Genomic DNA, 19,149 nt, shown 5'->3' on the forward strand with positions numbered 1-19,149 from the left:
TCTGAGGCGGGGCGCAGTCGCGCCCGCCCGGATTGCCAAGAAGGCTCAAGTTTAGTGCGCGGAGCGCTCTACCGGGAGGAGCGGACCGATTTCGCCTGCTCCCAGGCACACATAGTTACCGCTCGCGGGGGCGGAGCGCTGCTGTGGGGTCGCCAGAACTTCGATCGTGTTTCCGCCCCCGGAGACCCGCACGTGCTGTTGGTTCAGTTCGGCGGGGACCGCGACCCGGTGCGCGCGGGCCAGGGAATCCTCGTAGCTTTCGAGCCCATTGGGGGTCAGGATGCGCAGCGTGACGGGGGTGCTCGCCGTGGTGTTCAGCACCCAGGTCCACTCGCCGAACTTCAGCGGCGCGCTGAGCTTGACCAGCGTCGGTTCGTTGAGGGGGATCCGCTGTCCGCATTTTTTGCCGCCTGGTTGCTCGTTGACCGCGAGTTTCAGGACGTCCGCGGCCACCAGCTTCCCCTCGTCATTAAGGAACATGGGGCGTGGCGTCCCGGCTGACACGCCGGGCCAATCAGGCAGGGAGCGGGCGACCTCGCCGATGTCGACCCGCGGGCCGTCGTAGCGGTTCGCGATCATGGCCGGGACGGGCTGCGGCAGAAGCGGGGCGGGCGCAGCCCGCAGGCTGGACGTGACGGTGCGCAGCCACTCGGCGGTCTCATCGTCATGCCAGCTATCCAGGTAGCTGACGGTCGTGGCGGTGGAGGAGGCGATGAATCCCACGACGAGGACGGCCTGCACGATAGTGCGGGCATGCGGAGCCTGGGACTTGCCCTTGGTGCCATGACGGCGCGTGGTGCTTGTCCGCGGGTCCCCATCAGCTGCCGCCGCGTGGCCAGCGATCCGATGGTCGGGGAGCGCTCGGGCCTTCGCCTGCACGGCAGCCGCGGTGCACAACAGGACGGCCGCGGTGAAGGCATCAGCGTAATAATGCAGCGAGGCGGTGATCACGTCCGCCGTGTTGGCGCCAGAGCGGGCCAGAGCTAGGGCGAGGAAAACCAGCGCCAGGTAACCCAAGGAGAGCACCAGCCCGCCGGCCCGCAGCCGAGTGCCAACGGGCCCCTGGCCATGCCGGAAAAGCCACACCGCCACGAGTACGATGGCCCCGACCGCAGCGAGCCAGCCCACTGCAGCCGAGGGGGAGGCGAAGCTGCCACCAGGCGCCCAACGCTCAAAGCTCCACGGCCCACCGAGAACCCCGGGGAGAACTGCGTCCCGCAGCGCCCGCGGTACCGCACCCCACACCGCGGACCCCGACGCCTCCCCGGTGGACGGCGCAGTCCGCGTCACCGCAACATAGAGCACCGCCCACGCGGCGGTGACCAACCACCCAGGCGCAAGGGTGAGGACCCGCATGCGTCGCGACGCGACGTCCTGACACCGGGGATAGAGGAAGGACGGGAAGAACAGCGCCAATGCGGTGAGCAGGGGAAGGATCGAGAGAGCCTTCTCCGTGAATAGCAGCCCAGCGAAGACAGCGGCAGCAACAGCAGCACCGCGCACTGCAAGCCGAGCGCGAGAAGACGGCCTCGTTCGGCGCAGCAGCAACAGCGCCACAGCGCAGGTGATTTGCCAGGCCAGCGCGTTGATGGCCGCCGACCACCAGCCCAGCGCAACCCCCAGGAATGGGGAGAAACACAGCAGGGCGAGCACCAACGGGCGACCTCGAGCGACCCCACTGGCAGCCCACAGCACAGCAGACACAAAGGTGCCGACCACGATCAGCGTGGCCGGCAGCCACCATTCCAGGGCGGCGGTGCGGTCGGCCGCTAGTTGGAGGGCGATCGCGCCGGGCATGAGGTGCCCGTCGTGGGGGAGGAACAGCCCCGTGAACGAGAGCTGCTCCGGGGCACCGTAGGTGGCGGGTATCAGGAAGTCATCCCAGTACAGGGTTCGGCCAGCCACCCGGTATGCGCTGAGCGCGGTGGCGGCGAGAATGATAGCGAAAGCGGCAAACCGCACCGACCTCGCTGAGCCCATGGAACCCCCTGTTCAGCTGCTACTGGGCGGCGCGCACCGGCTGGACGGACATGTACTTACCCTTCCCAGTGCATCCCTCGAGTCCCTTGAGCTCGATATAGGCGGAGCGGGTCTCCTCCGGCGGGTAGACACGGATTCCGTCGGCGGCCTTCGGGCTGCACTCCTCAGGATTCAGCGCCCCGACCTTTGTGATGCGGACGGATGCGGTCGCGCGGCCTCCCGGCTGGAGGGTCACCTTGTCGGACTCGCCGGATTCCTCGCGCTCGGCGCTGGCGCCGAGCTGGGTGCCGTTGTTATCGGTCACCAGACTTACCCCGGGGTAGCCCTCGAGCGAGCAGTCCTCGTCGCCAGTGTTCGTGAATACGATGTCCAGCAGGGTGCTGCCGGCCGCACCCTGCATGTTGTCCGTATCGATCTTCAGGTCAGGGGTGGCGCACAGGCCGTCGCGCTTGCGCTCGTCATCGGCGGCCGCCAGGCCAGTGGATTCGGAAGGGACAGTGGCGGTGGATTCGCGATCCGTCTGTGAGGACAGCGACTGCGGTTTGGCGTCCTCGGGGGAGTCGGATCCCCCGCTGCAGGCGGCGGTCAGTGCCAGTGCTGCGGCACCCAGCCCTGCAGCGGTGCGCCGGGCCCACCGGGAGGCTTGCTTGCCTGCGGAGCCGGAGGTGGTTGCGTCCGGCGTAGTAGTGGTAAGCAAAGGGCTTGTGCCCGTGCGGCCTAGCTGGGATGCGGGGTTGGCGTCGCTGCGTGGCTGGGACTGAATCATGAATTTTAGCGTAACTGAGCTGCGGAAAAACCGAGAACCGGAAGGGTTAAAAGTTGTGAAATCGTGACAATGCTGTCCCGGTATCCCATGGCGCGCTACAGTGTCAGATAGTTATCTAGAACACAGTTCCTAAACACGATTTGTGGAGGCCACCTATGGGATTCAACCCGGACTTCGAACCATTCAAACTCCCAGAGGAGTACCAGGAGCTGCGCGAAGCCATCCGCGGACTCGCGGAGCGCGACATCGCCCCGTACGCGCAGGATGTCGATGAAAATGAGCGTTTCCCGGAGGAAGCCCTCAAGGCGCTGAACGAATCCGGGTTCAATGCGATCCACGTTCCGGAGGAGTGCGGTGGCCAGGGGGCGGACTCCCTCGCTGCTGTGATCGTGATCGAGGAGATCGCCCGCGTCTGTGGCTCGTCTTCCCTCATCCCGGCAGTGAACAAGCTCGGCACGATGGGCCTGATCCTCAACGGCTCCGAGGAGCTGAAGCAGGAAGTGCTGCCGGATATCGCCAACGGTGAGCTTGCTTCCTACGCGCTGACCGAGCGCGAGGCTGGCTCCGACGCTGCTGCGATGAAGACCCGCGCCGTGCGCGACGGCGATGAGTGGGTCATTAATGGCTCAAAGTGCTTCATCACTAACGGTGGACGCTCCTCCTGGTACACCGTCATGGCTGTCACTGATCCGGAGGCAGGGGCCCGGGGCATCTCTGCATTCATGGTCCACAAGGACGATCCGGGATTCCGCGTCGGTGGCCTTGAGCACAAGCTCGGCATCAAGGGTTCCCCGACCGCGGAGCTGTACTTCGAGGACTGCCGCGTGCCGGCTTCCCGCATGATCGGCGAGGAGGGGACGGGCTTCAAGACCGCCCTGCAAACCCTGGACCACACCCGTCCGACCATTGGCGCGCAGGCTCTCGGCATCGCCCAGGGCGCATTCGACCAGGCCGTGGCATATGTCAAGGAACGCAAGCAGTTTGGGAAGGCCATCGCGGACTTCCAGAACACCCAGTTCATGCTTGCGGATATGAAGATGAAGATCGACGCCGCCCGGCTGATGATCTACACCGCAGCGTCCAACGCGGAGCGCGGGGTCGCCGAGGGTGGGGAGCGACTGGGCCTGATGGCCGCCGGTTCCAAGGCCTTCGCCTCCGACGTCGCGATGGAGGTCACCGTTGACGCGGTTCAGCTGCTCGGTGGTTACGGCTTCACCCGTGACTTCCCGGTGGAGCGCATGATGCGCGACGCCAAGATCACCCAGATCTACGAGGGCACCAACCAGATCTGCCGCATGGTGATGGGCCGCCAGATTCTGGGTTAACACCGCAACGGGCCGTAGCCCACTGATCCGTCCCGGAGCGCCGCACAGCGCCCGGGGCGGGTTTTCTTTTGTGCGCAGCCCGGAAGAGCGCTGCGCATGGAGCCACGCAGCAGGACGTTCACACGCCTCCCGGGAGTAGCTAGGCCTTCCCAGGGGATCTTGGGGGACATATTGGCTGCCCGTTATGCTTAAACGCATGCCACGTACTGTTCCCCAGGGGCCGCCGTACCAGTCGGTGGTGGGCTCCTTCCGCGAAGCCTTCAGTAGCCGACAAAGATTTCGCACCGAGGTGCTGGCCGGCCTGGCCACCTCCTTTGCGTTGATTCCAGAAGTCATCAGCTTCGCGATTCTCGCCGGGGTGAGCCCCGCGGTGGGGCTGTTTTCGACGGTGGTGTTGTGCTTCGTCATCGCGTTCACGGGTGGGCGCCCGGCGATGATTACCGGCGCTGCCGGTGCCACCGCCCTGGTCATCGCACCCTTGGTGGCAAGCCACGGTACGGACTACCTCATCGTGACGGTCGTGCTGGCCGGAATTATCCAGGTGATCTTCGGCCTGTTGGGTGTGGCCAAGCTACAGCGCTTCATCACACCCGAGGTGATGTCTGGATTCGTCAACGCCCTGGGCATCATGATTCTCACCGCTCAGCTGGAGCACATCATCGGCGCAGACTGGCCGGTGTGGGTGCTCTTCGCGATTGGTATCGCCGCTCTTCTGATCTTCCCGAAGATCACCGCCGCGATCCCTGCACCTCTCATTGCCATCGCGATTCTGACCCTGATGGTGGTGATCCTCGGCTGGCGGGTGCCGAACGTGGGGGACATGGGTGGGCTCACCGGAGGGCTGCCCGAGGTGCGCATGCCGGATGTCCCATGGACCTGGGAGACCTTCTTCCTCGTGCTGCCCTATGCGCTGGGCTTCGCTGCTGTTGGGCTCGTGGAGTCGGTGATGACGGGTCAGCTGGTCGACGGTATGACCATGACCTCCTCCAATAAGACCCGGGAAAGCTGGGGCCAGGGGGTGGCCAACATTGCTGCCGGCGCGCTGGCCGGAACGGGTGGCTGCGGCATGATCGGCCAAACGATGGTCAACGTCGAGGAATCCCGCGCCCGCACCCGCCTCTCATCGATCGCCGCAGGCGGATTCTTGCTGCTATTCATTCTCTCGCTGCATCAGGCCGTCTCCGCCATCCCGATGGCGGCGTTGGCCGCGGTGATGGTCATCGTCTCTCTGAAGACGATCTCCTGGTACACCGTGAGTCCCAAGGGGCTGCTGCGGTTGCCTTGGCAGCACTCTCTAGTGATGATGTGCGTCTTCACGGCGACCCTGGCCACGAATAACCTCGCGGTCGGTGTGGTTTTGGGAGCTGCGGTGGGTGTAGTGCTCACAAAAATAGCCCCCACGGAAAGTGGAGGCGAGGCCGCTTAGGCACGTTCGCGGCGGCACCCGCCCGTGGCCCTGGGGCCACGGGCCGGTTGCTAGCCAGTGAGGATCATCGCGACTGTTTTAGCGGACGTTGATCATCGCTACAGTCGGGCTGAAGCCACAGTTGGACGGGCCGGAGTTCTTCTCTACCGTGGTCACGCCACCCTCGAGCAGAGCGACAACTGTGCCGGAGCCGGTCTTCGCGGCGCCATTGACGGTGCCCGGACCCTTCGGGTTGATGCCGTTGTTGCCCAGCACGGTGCTGCCAGTGCGGCCGTTGTTGATGTTTACCCAGTGGACGCGCATGGGGATCGCCTGCTTCTTAGCTGCCGGTCCCGTGCCCAGTGCGGTGAAGACGAAGTTCACCTCACCAGCTGCCACGCCGGGCAGCGGCAATGCAGCTGGGCCTGGAACCGCCATGGCGGTACCGACGGCCTTATCCTTGCCACCGATGCACTTCATGGACACGCTCGGGAAAGCGAACTGGGTGAATGCCGGGCCACCCTTTGGCAGGTAGACGCCAGGATCCTTATCTCCATCGCCGCGGAAGAATCCGACCACGGACTCCAGGGCGGACTTGGCCTTATCCGGCAGGCCAGGGGTGTTGGCGAACTGCTCAATCTGGTTGAGGATGTGCGGTGCCGGACGGCCGAGGTGATCGAGGGAGCCGACAGGAGCTGCCTGAGCAGGGCTGATGACCGCCGTGGCGCCGAGCGCCATCGCGGCGAGGGTCGTGGCGGCGCGGCGGCCCCATGTGCGCTTGCGAGAGGAAGTGGCCTTGACGTTCATACCGGGTGGTGCCTTCCAGTGCTGGTTGCGAAATATTTCGGACGGGCAAGCCTGGTGTTACCCATCCCCGCCTCGCGGGCGGCGGGTGGTCAGCGCTTGCACGGTTATTGTTTGGTTTGGTTCACAATATCAGCAAGACGTGAAAAGTTGGAGAAAACGATAAAATTTTTCTGGCTGCCGCCAGGCCCTGGAAGCGGGGGAGTGTGCAGGGGTGACGAGCGCGGGCTGGGATAACACATGCAGAAAAACTTCGAGGCATGTGGAAAAATAGTGGAGTCAACCGCGGCGCTAACATTGGCACCGTAGGAGTAGCCAATCACTCATAGTCAATATTTTTAAGGAAGCGTTGAACTAGTGACCCATACCGAGTTTCGAAACGTCGCCATCGTCGCGCACGTCGACCACGGAAAGACGACTCTCGTCGATGCCATGCTGCGCCAGTCTGGTGCCTTCGACCCTCACGCGGAAGTCGAGGACCGTGTCATGGACTCCGGCGACCTGGAGCGCGAAAAGGGCATCACGATCCTTGCGAAGAACACCGCGATTCGCCGCAAGGGGCTCGGTAAGGACGGCGCCGACCTCGTCATCAACGTGATCGACACCCCGGGCCACGCCGACTTCGGTGGCGAGGTCGAGCGCGCCCTGTCCATGGTGGACGGCGTGGTGCTGCTCGTCGACGCCTCCGAGGGGCCACTGCCGCAGACCCGTTTCGTGCTCGGCAAGGCGCTGGCTGCCAAGATGCCGGTCATTATTTGCGTGAACAAGACCGACCGCCCAGACGCCCGCATCGACGAGGTTGTTGAAGAGGCACAGGACCTGCTCCTCGAGCTGGCCTCCACCCTGGAGGACGAGGAGGCCATGGAGGCTGCCGAGTCCCTCCTGGAGCTGCCCGTGCTCTACACCTCTGGCCGCGAGGGCAAGGCATCCACCGAGAACCCGGGCGACGGCAACGTCCCGAATTCCCCGGACCTGCAGCCGCTCTTCGACGTCCTGTACGACACCCTCCCGGAGCCTTCTGCTGACATCGAAGGCCCGCTGCAGGCTCACGTCACGAACCTTGACTCCAGCTCCTTCCTGGGGCGCATCGGCCTGGTCCGCGTCCACTCCGGTGTGCTGCGCAAGGGCCAGCAGGTCGCGTGGATTCACTATGACGAGGAGGGCGAGCAGCACGTCAAGACCGCCAAGATCGCCGAGCTCCTGCGCACCGTGGGCGTGACCCGCGTTCCTGCCCAGGAGGTCATCGCCGGTGACATCGCCGCGATTTCTGGCATCGACGACATCATGATCGGCGATACCCTCGCCGACCCGGAGCACCCGAATCCGCTGCCACGCATCGCCGTGGATGAGCCTGCGATCTCCATGACCATCGGTGTGAATACCTCCCCGATGGCTGGTCGTGGTGGCGGCGATAAGCTCACGGCCCGCATGGTGAAGGCCCGCCTCGATCAGGAGCTGATCGGTAACGTCTCCCTCCGCGTGCTGCCGACCGAGCGCCCCGACGCCTGGGAGGTCCAGGGGCGTGGTGAGATGGCGCTGTCCGTCCTTGTTGAGACGATGCGCCGCGAAGGCTTCGAGCTCACCGTCGGTAAGCCACAGGTCGTGACCCGCACCGAGAACGGGCAGCTCATGGAGCCCTACGAGAACCTCACCATCGACACTCCAGAGGAATACCTGGGCAACATCACCCAGCTGATGGCCGCCCGCAAGGGTCGGATGGAGTCCATGGACAACACCGGCTCCGGCTGGATCCGCATGCACTTCATCGTGCCTGCCCGCGGCCTCATTGGTTTCCGTACTGTCTTCATGACCGAGACCCACGGCACCGGCATCGCCAACCACTACTCTGCGGGCTACCAGCCCTGGGCTGGCGAGATCAAGGGTCGCCCAACGGGCTCCCTGGTTGCGGACCGCACCGGTCAGGTCACCGCCTATGCGCTGATCAACCTCGCCGACCGCGGCCAGTTCTTCGTCGAGCCGGGCGCTGAGGTCTACGAGGGCGTCGTCGTCGGCGCGAACAACCGCGACGAGGATATGGACGTCAACGTCACCAAGGAAAAGAAGCTGACGAACATGCGCGCCGCGTCCGCGGACACGACCGTGACCCTGGCGAAGGCCCACGAGATGAGCCTCGAAGAGGCCATGGAATTTTGTGGCTACGACGAGTGCGTCGAGGTCGCGCCGGACGTGATTCGCGTGCGTAAGCTGGTTCTCAACGCAACCGAGCGTGCTCGCGCCCGGTCCCGCGAGAAGGCACGTAATAAGTAAGGTGCGTTTCGCCCGCGGCGGGGTGCCACCCGCACGGGCGTCATTGAGCGCAGCAGCGCTGACGGAGGTTGGTCTTGGCAGTTAATCAGCGGCAGCCCCGTCAGCGTTTTTTTGCTGCCCTCGTAGCGACCCCGGTGGCACTCAGCCTCGTGCTGACCGGCTGCCAGGCTCGCCCCGGCGATGCCCCCACGGTGGAGGAGCCGGCCAAGCCCAAGGCCAAGGACTCCAACGAGGAAAAGAACGAGAACACCGCAGATTCGAAGCTGCGGGAGATCAATATCGGCGTCGATGAATTCGACGGCAATCTGAACCCGCATATCGTCGGCAACCTGGGCCAATCCACGATGGCGGTCGCAGACCTCACGCTGCCGTCGGCGTTCAACCGTGTTGGCAACCGCTGGGTGATGAATAAGGATCTCCTGGTCAAGGTGGATGCCGATAACCCGGAGGCGCCGACAGAGGTGACCTACACGCTGCGTCCGCACGCACAGTGGTCCGACGGTACCCCGATCTCCGGCAGTGATTTCCAGTACCTCTGGGATGAGCTGCGCACTCAGCGCATTGCGGAGAATGCGGCCCAGTACAGCAAGATCTCCGCGATCAAGGTCTCCGAAGGAGGCTCGAAGGTTCGCGTGCGTTTCAGCGAGCCACAGGAAGGTTGGCGGCAGTTGTTCCGGCACCTGCTGCCGAGCCATATCTATCGGGCTGAGGGGCAGCAGTTCGCCACGATGATGGACGAGCGGTCGGTCGCCTCGGGCGGAGCTTATCGGGTTCACTCGGTCGATGCTGGCCGCGGTGTTATCGAACTGCAGCGCAACGACCGCTACTGGGGATCAGCCCCTGCCGCCACCGATAAGCTGATCCTCCGGGCGGTCCCGGATGTGCACACAGGCGCCCAGATGCTGCGCTCGCGGCAGCTGCAGATGTATGCCGCCTATCCAGCGGGTCTGGCGGCGCTGACTCTCGGCGAGGTGCCGGATGTCCGTGGCACGCAGCGGGATCGGAAGGTCCAGCTGAACTTCGCTCTCAACCTCGATTCGGAGCGGATGAACGAGCTGGCCGTGCGTCGCGCGGCATTGTCAGCGATCAAGCCTGGCACTGTGGCGCAGATTGTCTCCGGAAAGAGGGCTGTCACGCCTCCGGAATGGGGCGAGCAGCCTGTGGAGCGGATGCCGGACGACGCCCGGGGTCTGTTCGACGAGCGCCCCTTCACCATTGCCGCGCCTAATAACGACAAGCAGGCGGCCATCGCAGCCCGCACGATTGCTGATGAGCTCAGCCGCAACGGGATCAACGCCCAGGCTTTGACTGTTGACTCGGAAAACTTGCTGGAGAAGATGATCCCCGAAGGGGAGGTCGATGCGTCGGTGCTGTGGGGGCGTACCCCGGATACTCCCACGGACGTGGCCAACCAGTTCTCGTGCGTCCAGCCAGAGGTGCTGCGTCAGGCTGAGGAGCGGGCAGCCGAGGGTAATGCGTCGCACGAGGATGGGAAGTCGGACGCGTCGACGAGCAGCATCGCGCCGAGCGAACGCTCCACCGAGTCCGCCAGCCAGAGTGCGTCGCAAGAGTCCCGCAGATCGGAGCCCACCTCGTCGACGGAACCGGTGGAGGCGTCCCAGCAGCGAACCTTTGGGGCGAACATCACGGGCCTCTGCGACCCGGCAATCGACGAAGCCATCGCCGAGGTGCGCGACGGTCAAGATTCTGCCGCAGCGATCGAGCAGGTGAACGCGCTGGTGCAAAGCCAGTCTGTGCTGCTGCCGCTGTTGCGAGATGAGCAGTACTACGCCGCGAACCCAGAGTTCGTGGGCTCCGACAAGCCTGTCGAACAGTGGCCTTTCGACCCCTATAGTGGAATTTTCGTCGGCGGTGCCCGCTGGACGCGCCAGGAAGTAGCGAAACCGACGACGACGGCGGCCCCAGAACCGGAGGTACCAAGTTCAGATGACTAAGCACGCCACCCACGCGGCACCGCAGCGGGTGTTGTTCGTTCACGCCCACCCGGACGATGAATCCCTGTTTACCGGCCTATTGGTGTCCGCGAGTTCCCGGGTCGGGGCGGAAACATCCGTGCTGACCTGCACGCTCGGTGAAGAAGGGGAGGTGATCGGGGAGAAGTACCAGAACCTCACCTCCGAGCACTCCGACCTGCTGGGCGGTTTCCGCATCGGGGAACTGCAGCAAGCCCTTGAGCACCTCGGGGTTCATCAGGGACCGCAGTTCCTGGGTGGGCTGAGCCGCTGGCGGGATTCCGGGATGGCGGATACCCCGACGATCCGGCACCCCCGCGCCTTCGCCGGGGACTCGGAGGATAACTGGGAGCTACAGGTTGAGCAGCTGCTCGCGGTGCTCCGCCGTGAGCGCCCGGAGGTGCTCGTCACCTACGGCCCCGACGGCGGCTATGGGCACCCCGACCACATCCGAGCCCACCGGGTGACCCACGAAGCAGTCCGCCGGCTCGTGGACGCGGGCGAGGAGGCCGCCCCGCACGAGATCTGGTGGGCCGTCACCCCTGCAGGGGCATTCCACGCGGCGATGGCGGGAGCGGAGGTGCCGGAAGGCTGGCGTAAGGCGGAGGACGGGGAGGTCGCGCTGGTCGCGGAAGAGTTTATCGACGCCTTCGTCCAGGGCACGCCCGAGGACGTCGCGGCCAAGCGGAAGGCGATGGCAGCGCACGCCACGCAGTTGTGGGTCGCCGATGGTACTCGAACGGACGTCAACCCCGAAGCCCGGGATACGACCACGCCGACGGGGGAGTACCTCTTCGCGTTGTCGAACCTCATCAGCCAGCCGATCCTCCCCGTCGAGGGCTATCAGTTGGGCTGGGTGAAGAACGCTGACCCAAACACAAACAGACAGATCAGTCTGCTACACTTTGACTTCGTGGTTCCCAGCAACGGGACCGCCCAAGAACACGGTAACGACGGGAAGGTACGGGGTGAGAATGGCTGACAACGCGACAAGCCAAAACCACCGTGCCGTCAATCCCGAAGAGACACGCCGGAGCGAGCCTCACTGGGGAGACCCGAACCGCAGCCAGGTGCGCCGCGACACCACCCGCCGCGAACGGATTGCGGGGATCGCCTGGCTGAGCGTTGGGGCTGCCTTCGGACTCTTCGTCTCCGTGCTCTACCTGGGCAGCCGCATCAGCATCGGCGAGGTGAGTATTCCGTTGCCTTGGACGATCCTCTTCGCGGGAGTGTTCAACTGGATCATCACCAAAACCGCGCTGCTGTGGACCCCGAATAAAGCAATCGCTGCCATCCCCACGTGGATCTGGCTGGCGGGATTCATCGCGCTGCTGATGTGGCCTGCCCTCAGCTCCAGCGGGGATACCCTGATCCCGCAAAGCATCACCACGCTCGGCCTGCTCGCAGCGGGGCTGCTGGGTGGCGCGATTCCGGTCATGTATATCGACCCCACGGCCGATCGTGATTCGAATTGAACCCGTCCGAGTGACAGAATAAAAAGATAAGAACTTAGCCGTTAGCGCTAGACCCGATAGTGCATAAGGAAGAATAATGACCTACACGATTGCGCAACCATGCGTCGACGTCCTGGACCGCAGCTGCGTCGAAGAATGCCCAGTGGACTGCATCTACGAAGGCAAGCGCATGCTGTACATCCACCCAGATGAGTGCGTGGACTGCGGCGCGTGTGAGCCGGTCTGTCCAGTCGAGGCCGTCTTCTACGAGGACGACATCCCGGAGGAGTGGGAAGAGTACAACGACGCCAACGCGGCGTTCTTCGACGACCTGGGCTCCCCGGGCGGTGCTGCGGCGCTTGGCCCGCAGGACTTCGACGCCCCGATGATCGCGGCCCTGCCACCCCAGGCCTAAGTGGCTGGAAGGCCGGCCTTCACAGTGTCGGCCGCGTGCCCGGCTCCCGGTGCTTCTGGTGGGGCACCGGGAGTTTTTCAATGAGGAGAGTGAACCCGTGACTCGACGGTCACCAGCTTTTCGCACCCCCGCCGCCGAGCGGCTTCCAGCGTTTCCCTGGGACACTCTGGCTGAGGCGACGCAGCGAGCTGCCGCCCACCCCGACGGGATGATTAACCTCTCCGTCGGAACGCCAGTCGACGACGTCCCCCCGAACGTCCAGCTCGCGCTGGCGGAGGCCGCGTGGCAGCCGGGCTACCCGCCCACCGAAGGTTCCGCTGAACTCAGGGAAGCCATCGTGGCCGCGATGGACCGACGTTTCGGGGTCACCGGGCTCACCGAGGAAGCCGTGGTGCCGATAATCGGCACCAAGGAAGCGATCGCGAGCCTGCCGATGGATCTTGGCATCCATGCCGACTCGTTGGTGGTCATCCCAGAGCTGGCGTATCCGACCTATGAGGTCTCCGCCAAACTCGCGGGCTGCCGGGTGCTGCGCGCTGATTCGCTGCTGAAGCTGGGGCCCGAAACCCCAGCCCTGATTTACCTCAACTCGCCGGCCAACCCGCACGGCGCAGTGCTCGGGGTAGAGCACCTGCGCAAGGTCGTGGACTTCGCCCGGCAGCGCGACTGCATCGTCGTCTCCGACGAGTGCTACCTCGGCCTGGGATGGGAGGCCACCGAGGTGGCCGACGCGCCCGTCTCTATCCTCGATCCGCGGGTCTGCGATGGCGACCACCGCAACCTGATTGCGGTGCATTCACTGTCGAAGACCTCCAATATGGCCAGCTACCGTGCGGGCTGGCTCGCAGGTGACCAGGAGCTCATGGCCGAGATTCTCGGGATCCGGAAGCACGCCGGGGGCATGGTGCCGGGGCCGATCCAGCATGCGATGATCGCGGCGCTGAGTTCCGATGATTTCGAAACCCTGCAGCGGCAGCGCTACCGGGAGCGCCGTGAGGTCCTGCTCGCCGGGCTGGACGCTGCGGGCTTCACCGTCGAGCACTCCGAAGCCGGACTCTATATCTGGGCTACTGAAGGGCGAGATGCTTGGGAGACGGTGGACCGGTTCGCGGAACTCGGCATTCTCGTGGCTCCCGGGCACTTCTATGGCCCCGCTGGAGCGCAGCACGTCCGGGTGGGGCTGACCGCTAGCGATGAGCAGATCGCCAAGGCCGCTCGGCGCCTGGCGGAGCTGGGCTAGGGCGCGGTAGAGACACAAAGAAAACGGCCTCGGAAGCACAAGATCGTGCTTCCGAGGCCGTTCACTTCTCTCTAACCACGGGAGACGCGCCAGGAGGGGCCGGCGCGCCCCGGTGACGTTCTAGAGCGTCATCTCCTCGTGATCCTGGGCAGCAGGGTTCACCTTGCCCACGATGTAGCCCAGTGCGGAGAGCACAGCGAATGCGACGGCCACGGTGATGACCTGGCTTCGGGCAGAAGGATCCCACAGCATGAGGACGGTGAGTCCCACCAGTAGGGCAACGGTAAGCCACGGCAGGAAGGGGTAGCCCCACATCCGGACCGGCATCTTGCCGCGGGCCTCGAGGGCCGGGCGCAGTTTGATCTCGGAGAGCACAATCATCACCCAGATCACCAGCAGCGAGCCGCCGACGGCGTTGAACAGGATGCCGATCAGGTTCTCCGGACCCCAGACCTGCAGGGTCACCGACAGGAATGCGAAGAATAGGGACGCCCACACCGCCGGGATCGGAACCTGGTTGGAATTCGTCTTTCGGACGAACTTCGGCGCGTAACCGGTGCTGCCGAAGCTGAACAGGAGGCGGGAGGTCGCGTAGATCTGGGCGTTACATGCCGAGAGCAGGGCGAGGACGATGACGATCTCCATGAGCGTCACCGCACCCGGGATGTTCGCCAGCTCCAGAACGCGGGTGAACGGGGATTCCGCGGCGGTCTCAGCGTCACCCAGGGTGGAGAATGGAAGCAGTGCGGTGATCAGGAAGACCGAGCCAAGGTAGAAGACCGAGATGCGCCAGATGACAGCGCGGACGGCCGAGGCGATGGAGGTGGTGGGGTCCTTGGCCTCGGCGGCTGCGATGGTCACGATCTCAATGCCGCCGAAGGCGAAGGCAACCGCGAGCAGACCGGCGGCCATGCCGGAGACACCGTTCGGCGCAAAGTCGCTGAAGTGGGACAGCCCCGGGCTATCGAAGCCCGGGAAGAAACCGAATAGCAGTCCCAGGCCAATGGCGAGGAAGATAATGATGACCGCGACCTTGATGAACGCGAACCAGTACTCAAACTCGCCGAAGCCGCGCACGGCGGTGAGGTTGACGAAAGTGAAGAACACGACCGCGACGAGGCCGGGGATCCAGCCCTCCACGCCGAACCACTTTCCCATGATGGCGCCGGCGCCGGTGATCTCGGCACCCATGACCATCACGAGCATGAAGTAGTACAACCAACCCAGCGAGAAACCCGCCCAGTTACCGAAGGCCAGGCGGCCATAGGTGGCGAAGGTGCCGGAGGCCGGGCGGGCGGCCGCGAGCTCGCCCAGCATCTGCATCACGAAGATGACGATGATGCCGGCGACGATGTAGGACAATAGGACAGCAGGGCCGGCGGCCTCGATGCCGACGCCCGTTCCGAGGAACAGGCCGGCACCGATGGCCGAGCCGAGGCCCATCATGGTGAGGTGTCGGGTTTCAAGCCCCTTGCCGAGGGCGGAGCCGCTCTCTGGGGTTGCCGCTGTGGTGTCGGCAGCCGACTGAGTATTGGGGGAATTCATGTAAGAATTAGACCATATTCACGCGCGCGTCAGACAACGGAGTCCAGTTATTTGCCCACTTCCGGGCCTGTGGGGGCGGGTAGTGCACCTGTTAAGGGGGAATGCGGGCAGCGCCAGGGGATTGGCGGCGCCCGCGTGTCGTGGGTCACCGTTAGTATGAATAACGATGACTACTGAAGACTCCACCCCCAAATTCCCGGCCACCGATTCAGCCAATCTTTCCGATTTTCGTTTCCGTGGACCAGTGCTGTACCGGGGGACTCCGGACCCAGAGCCGAAGGACTCCACGACCGACCAGCGCTTGCTTCAGTCCCAGGAGAGCACCGACTGGCTGCACACGGATCCGTGGCGAGTGATGCGGATCCAAGCCGAGTTCGTCGACGGCTTCGGCGCGCTCGCGAAGATTCCTAAGGCGATCACCGTCTTTGGCTCCGCACGCATCCGGGAAGACCACGAGTACTACAAGCTCGGCCAGCAGATCGGTGAGCTGATCGCCCGCAGCGGCTACGCCACGATCACGGGTGGAGGACCAGGCCTGATGGAGGCCGCGAACCGAGGCGCGGCTGATGCCGGCGGGCTCTCCATTGGTCTGGGCATCGAGCTGCCCCACGAGCAGCGACTCAACGACTGGGTCCAGCTGGGCATGAACTTCCGCTACTTCTTCGTGCGCAAGACGATGTTCCTGAAGTACTCCCAAGCCTTCATCTGCCTGCCGGGCGGTTTTGGCACCCTCGATGAGCTCTTCGAGGCCCTGGTGATGGTTCAGACGCAGAAGATCCAACGCTTCCCGATCATCCTCGTCGGGACGCGCTTCTGGGGCCCGTTGGTGGACTGGATTAAGGAAGGGCTCGTCGAGGAGAAGATGATTTCTCCGGAGGACGTCGATCTGATTCACCTCACGGATGACCCCGAGGACGCCATGGACTTTTGCCACCGTGCGCACGATAAGCACACCGAAAGCCTAAAGCGCCGCCGGGAGGACCTCGAACGCGAGCGCGGTCGGATTGAGGAGGAGCTGGAGATGCTCCGCCGAGAGCAGCCCTAGGAGAAGCCACAAGGATGTACTGGATCTTTTCGATTGCCGGCGCGGCACTCGTCGCAGGGCTTCTCGTCTACCTGGTGGCGCGGGTATTCGGTCCGGGGGAGTACGCCGGGCCGCGAGCAGATCACCCCGCCGAAAGGCAGGCTGCGGAGTTCCGAGCGAACGGTGAGCTCACCGGAGCGAACCTGCGGCAGCTGAAGTTCACCCGCTCCCTCCGCGGGTACGACGCAGCCGAGGTTGACGCTCTGCTTGAGCGGCTCGCCACCCACCTCGACGACCCAGTCCGGCCGGACGACCGAAAGCAAGCCGCCCCAACCGCCGGGGACAATAAGGACGATCAACAAGCAGCAGAAAGGGCATAGAACCGTGGCTCCCATTCCCAAGATTCCGCAGGCCGTACCCGACATCACCTTCGGTGCGCCCGTCGAGGGAACCGAAGTGCTGAATGTGCGCTTCGACGCGGACTGCGACCACTCCCGCGGCGTCGAGATCAGCGCGAACGGAGAACCCGTCGAATGGGTCGTGGGGCTGCCTGATGCACCCAGGCGGGCATCTGACTTTTCCGAGCACAACGACTTCCTCGACGACGGCTGGCGTGCTCACGGGGCACAGATCGTCCGTCACATGAACCAAGTCGTCGCTGGCCACCCGGTGCGCGCCAAGCGCCACCTCGTCCAGCTCCACCTGCCGGCCAACATCAAGCCGCGCCAGCTCCGCTCTCTCATTATTGGTGTGATCGTGGGGGGTCACCAGTTTTCCACCACGAATGAGAAGCGACCCGGTGCAGTACGCAACCTTCACCTGGCGTGGTACAACCCAGCGCACCGCAGTATCGACAATCGCACGAACCTGGGGCTGCGTCGCGCGGTACGCGACGGTGTGCAGCTGGGCAAGGCAACCTGCTTGTCCCGGGATCTGGCTAATGCCCCCAGCAACGTGAAGTCCCCAGAATGGCTGGCTAAGCGTACGAAGAAGCTGGTAGGGAACATCCCGGGCGTCAAGGTGAAAGCCCGCGACGCCGAGTGGCTACGGAGCAAGGGATTCGGCGGCATCATCGCCGTAGGCTCCGGATCATCCCGCCCACCGGTGATGGTGGAGATGGTGTGGGACCCCGAGAGCATCGGCCTGCCGCAGCGCCGCAGCTCCATCGCCATGGTGGGAAAGGGAGTGACCTTCGATACCGGCGGTATCAGCATCAAGCCCGCCGTCGGGATGGACCTCATGCGCACGGACATGACCGGCGGGGCGAGCGTCATCGCGGCCTTCCGGGCGCTTGCGGAAGGGCAGGTGCCGCGCAAGGTCGTGGCAATCGTTCCGATGGCAGAGAACATGGTCTCCGGGGACTCTTACCGGCCGGGCGATGTTGTCGAACACTACGGCGGCATTACCTCTGAGGTGACCAACACCGACGCCGAGGGCCGAATGGTGCTGGCCGACGCGATCAGCTACGTGGCCAAAAAGTACGAGCCGAACGCCATTATCTCCATCGCCACGCTCACGGGTGCGGCGAAACTGGCGCTGGGACTGCGCACGGGAGCGGTGTTCGCACCCGCCCCACAGGTAGCGCTGAAGCTCGCGCGCCGGGGTGCCCAGGTCGGGGAGCAGTGGTGGCCGCTACCGCAGCCGAAGTACCTGGAACAGGCGGTGGATTCGAAGATCGCGGACGTCCGCCAGGCACCAAAGGGGCCGGGTGCTACCACCGCATCGATGTTCCTCCGCCGGTTCACCCGTGGGGTCGACCTGATCCACCTGGATATCGCTGGACCGGGGCGTGCGGAGCAGACCTACGCGGAGGTCTCGCCGGTCGGTACCGGGTTCGGTGCCCGCACGCTTGTACAGTGGTTAGCCAAATAGCTTATAAATTAAATTCTTGAGGCTTGAATGAAGGAGCGCGACTGTGCTTTCTGATGTGATTGATCTGCTGGCGGATCCGGTGGACGGAACCGCGCTGTCGGCTGGTGACGCGCAGTGGCGAACCCTCGTGTCCGACTCGGGGCATAGCTACGACATCGCCCGCCAGGGCTACGTGACGCTCGCCGGCGGGGCCGGGCTTCGTTACTCCGGCGATGATGCTGCGATGATCAGCGCCCGCGAAACCTTCCTCACCGGAGGCCACTTCGCCCCCTTCGTCGAGGCTGTCACCCACAAGGTGGAGGACGTGCTAGATGACGCCGGGGTCGAGCCTAGTATCCACCCGGGGCTGGTGGAGATCGGTGCCGGCACCGGCTATTACCTGAGCCATGCGCTGGACACGATTGAAAACTCCCGCGGCGTGGGTATCGATGTTTCCACCGCGGCGGTCAAGCGCCTGGCCAAGGCGCACTCTCGCATCGGCGCCGTCGTCGCGGACGCCTGGTCGCGCCTGCCGATCCAGGACGAGTCCGTGGACGCGATCATGGTGGTCTTCGCTCCGCGTAACGCTGCCGAGTTCGCCCGCATCTTGAAGCCGGGCGGGGAGGTCGTGGTTCTCACGGCAGACGCCGGCCACCTGCACGAGCTGCGCGAGCCGCTGGGGATCATCGAGGTCGAGGAGGGCAAGGTCGAGCGCATGATCGAGCAGGCCTCCGGCCACCTCACCCCGGTCGGAGAATCGGAGACCGTGGAGTTCGAGATGACCCTCGACCAGGATTCCATTGCCGCGCAGATCGGAATGAGCCCCTCTGCGCGCCACATTCACTCCAAGGTGCTCGCTCAGCGCATTGAGAACCTGCCGCCGCAGATGAAGGTCACCGCGCGCGCGAAGATCACCCGACTCGCGAAGGCCTAACGCAGGCAGGAAAGGGCAAAAGCCCCTAGCAGCCGCTGCCACTGATACCGCTGCGACATATGCGCACGGCAGCGGTGCGCCAGTACAAGGCGGATTCTAGGGGTCGTTGCAACATTTCCTAGCTTTCAGCTAAATCTAACAGCTCCGCCATCCGCTCCGCAGGAG

General features: G+C 64.5%; 16 protein-coding genes. 12 read left to right on the forward strand and 4 right to left on the reverse strand.

The annotated features are described in order from the left end of the window. Positions 1-51 precede the first annotated feature (51 nt). Both QP413_RS08545 and QP413_RS08550 read right to left on the reverse strand, forming a co-directional pair. Complete coding sequence (locus QP413_RS08545; RefSeq protein WP_284781451.1) at positions 52-1,962, reverse strand: hypothetical protein; 1,911 nt, start codon at positions 1,960-1,962, stop codon at positions 52-54. Between the two features lie 37 nt (positions 1,963-1,999). Continuing rightward, positions 2,000-2,746 carry a DUF4232 domain-containing protein gene (locus QP413_RS08550; RefSeq protein ID WP_284781452.1) on the reverse strand — a complete coding sequence of 249 codons (747 nt, stop codon included), beginning with the start codon at positions 2,744-2,746 and terminating at the stop codon, positions 2,000-2,002. Between the two features lie 155 nt (positions 2,747-2,901). Between QP413_RS08550 and QP413_RS08555 the strand changes: the two genes are divergently transcribed. Both QP413_RS08555 and QP413_RS08560 read left to right on the forward strand, forming a co-directional pair. After that, positions 2,902-4,071, forward strand: coding sequence for an acyl-CoA dehydrogenase family protein (locus QP413_RS08555; RefSeq protein ID WP_015381430.1), 1,170 nt, complete (start codon positions 2,902-2,904; stop codon positions 4,069-4,071). A gap of 196 nt (positions 4,072-4,267) precedes the next feature. Then, complete coding sequence (locus tag QP413_RS08560; protein WP_231837742.1) at positions 4,268-5,497, forward strand: SulP family inorganic anion transporter; 1,230 nt, start codon at positions 4,268-4,270, stop codon at positions 5,495-5,497. 78 nt (positions 5,498-5,575) lie between these two features. Here QP413_RS08560 and QP413_RS08565 read toward each other — a convergent pair whose 3' ends face one another. After that, positions 5,576-6,283, reverse strand: a complete 708-nt coding sequence (locus QP413_RS08565) for a hypothetical protein (protein WP_284781453.1) — start codon at positions 6,281-6,283, stop codon at positions 5,576-5,578. A 354-nt stretch (positions 6,284-6,637) separates the two neighbouring features. Between QP413_RS08565 and typA the strand changes: the two genes are divergently transcribed. From typA to dapC, 6 genes are all read left to right on the forward strand, one after another. Continuing rightward, positions 6,638-8,548, forward strand: a complete 1,911-nt coding sequence (typA, locus tag QP413_RS08570; protein ID WP_012359909.1) for a translational GTPase TypA — start codon at positions 6,638-6,640, stop codon at positions 8,546-8,548. Positions 8,549-8,622: 74 nt separating this feature from the next. Further along, the gene (locus QP413_RS08575) at positions 8,623-10,503 is read left to right on the forward strand and encodes an ABC transporter family substrate-binding protein (RefSeq protein WP_284781454.1); all 1,881 of its coding nucleotides are present in this window, start codon (positions 8,623-8,625) and stop codon (positions 10,501-10,503) included. Then, entirely contained in the window at positions 10,496-11,503 is a 1,008-nt protein-coding gene (gene mshB / locus QP413_RS08580) for an N-acetyl-1-D-myo-inositol-2-amino-2-deoxy-alpha-D-glucopyranoside deacetylase (protein WP_284781455.1), read from the forward strand. The genes QP413_RS08575 and mshB overlap by 8 nt, the downstream gene beginning before the upstream one ends. Then, entirely contained in the window at positions 11,496-11,996 is a 501-nt protein-coding gene (locus QP413_RS08585) for a hypothetical protein (protein ID WP_284781456.1), read from the forward strand. The genes mshB and QP413_RS08585 overlap by 8 nt, the downstream gene beginning before the upstream one ends. Before the next feature lie 76 nt (positions 11,997-12,072). Further along, complete coding sequence (fdxA, locus tag QP413_RS08590; protein ID WP_012359913.1) at positions 12,073-12,390, forward strand: ferredoxin; 318 nt, start codon at positions 12,073-12,075, stop codon at positions 12,388-12,390. Between the two features lie 97 nt (positions 12,391-12,487). Next, positions 12,488-13,630, forward strand: coding sequence for a succinyldiaminopimelate transaminase (dapC, locus tag QP413_RS08595; protein WP_284781457.1), 1,143 nt, complete (start codon positions 12,488-12,490; stop codon positions 13,628-13,630). 120 nt (positions 13,631-13,750) lie between these two features. Here dapC and QP413_RS08600 read toward each other — a convergent pair whose 3' ends face one another. Next, entirely contained in the window at positions 13,751-15,175 is a 1,425-nt protein-coding gene (locus tag QP413_RS08600) for an amino acid permease (protein ID WP_012359915.1), read from the reverse strand. A gap of 166 nt (positions 15,176-15,341) precedes the next feature. Here QP413_RS08600 and QP413_RS08605 point away from each other — a divergent pair, with 166 nt between their 5' ends. The 4 genes from QP413_RS08605 to QP413_RS08620 are packed head-to-tail and all read left to right on the forward strand — an operon-like array spanning position 15,342 to position 18,984. After that, the gene (locus QP413_RS08605) at positions 15,342-16,220 is read left to right on the forward strand and encodes a TIGR00730 family Rossman fold protein (protein WP_284781458.1); all 879 of its coding nucleotides are present in this window, start codon (positions 15,342-15,344) and stop codon (positions 16,218-16,220) included. 14 nt (positions 16,221-16,234) lie between these two features. After that, positions 16,235-16,579 (forward strand): DivIVA domain-containing protein, encoded by a 345-nt coding sequence (locus QP413_RS08610; RefSeq protein ID WP_012359917.1) that lies wholly within the window; start codon positions 16,235-16,237, stop codon positions 16,577-16,579. 4 nt (positions 16,580-16,583) lie between these two features. Beyond that, the gene (locus QP413_RS08615) at positions 16,584-18,071 is read left to right on the forward strand and encodes a M17 family metallopeptidase (RefSeq protein WP_284781459.1); all 1,488 of its coding nucleotides are present in this window, start codon (positions 16,584-16,586) and stop codon (positions 18,069-18,071) included. A 43-nt stretch (positions 18,072-18,114) separates the two neighbouring features. Continuing rightward, positions 18,115-18,984: a methyltransferase domain-containing protein gene (locus QP413_RS08620; protein WP_284781460.1), complete on the forward strand. Its 870-nt coding sequence runs from the start codon at positions 18,115-18,117 to the stop codon at positions 18,982-18,984. The last annotated feature ends 165 nt before the right edge of the window (positions 18,985-19,149 follow it).

Source organism: Corynebacterium sp. UMB4614 (assembly GCF_030217065.1).
Taxonomy (GTDB): Bacteria; Actinomycetota; Actinomycetes; order Mycobacteriales; family Mycobacteriaceae; genus Corynebacterium.